This is a genomic window from Paenibacillus sp. A3 (genome assembly GCF_001399685.1).
Taxonomy (GTDB): Bacteria; Bacillota; Bacilli; order Paenibacillales; family NBRC-103111; genus Paenibacillus_G.
Window position 1 is genome coordinate 1 of record NZ_JTHN01000379.1, and the last position, 771, is coordinate 771.

1 protein-coding gene is annotated in these 771 nt (G+C 57.5%); it reads right to left on the reverse strand.

The genetic code is table 11. The annotated features are described in order from the left end of the window. Positions 1-163 precede the first annotated feature (163 nt). Positions 164-771, reverse strand: a 608-nt coding sequence (locus QJ48_RS34785; RefSeq protein WP_157261874.1) for an iron ABC transporter permease, incomplete at its 5' end; no start/stop codon positions are given.

The following is a 771-nucleotide window of genomic DNA, read 5'->3' on the forward strand; positions in this document are numbered from 1 at the left end:
TTTTGCCGCAGCCGGACGGACCGAGCAGCGTGGCGAATTGCCCTTCTTCGATGACGAGATTAACATCGGATACCGCATTCGACGACTGCTTGGTGCCCAAGCCCGCATAAGCTTTCGTAACCTGTTTGAGCGTGACCGATTTGGCTGCCAAGTCTTTCTCCCCCTACATTAACGTTTTTTCTTTGCTGCCGCCGACGAAGCGAAGCAGCAGGTTAAGCAGCAGCAAGGCTGCGATCATGATCGCGATCAGAATCGTGCAGTACGCGCTGGCGACGCCGATCCGTCCGGATTCCACCTGCGTGAGGATGGAAGCCGTGATCAGGTTGTATTTGGCCGAGATGAGAAAAATGACGGCGCTCATCGCGGTCATGCTTTTGACGAAGCCGTACACAAGGCCGCTGTAAAAAGCCGGTTTGATGAGCGGCAGGACGACGGTGAAAAAGTTTCGCGCCTGTCCGGCCCCCAAATTCGTCGCCGCCTCTTCGATCGACGGATCGATCTGCTGCAAGGACGCGATCCCGGACCGGATGCCGACCGGAATGGCCCGCACGACGAACGCGACGATAATGATCAGCGCCGTACCTGTGAGCGCAAGCGGAGCCTGGTTGAACGCCAAAATGTACGAAATCCCGATGACCGTCCCCGGAATGGCGATAGACAGCATGCTGACGGATTCGAGCGCTTTTTTCCCGATGAACTGCTTGCGGACGACCAGGAACGCGATGATCATGCCGAGCAGGCCGGCAATCGGCGTCGCGATGATCGACAGCA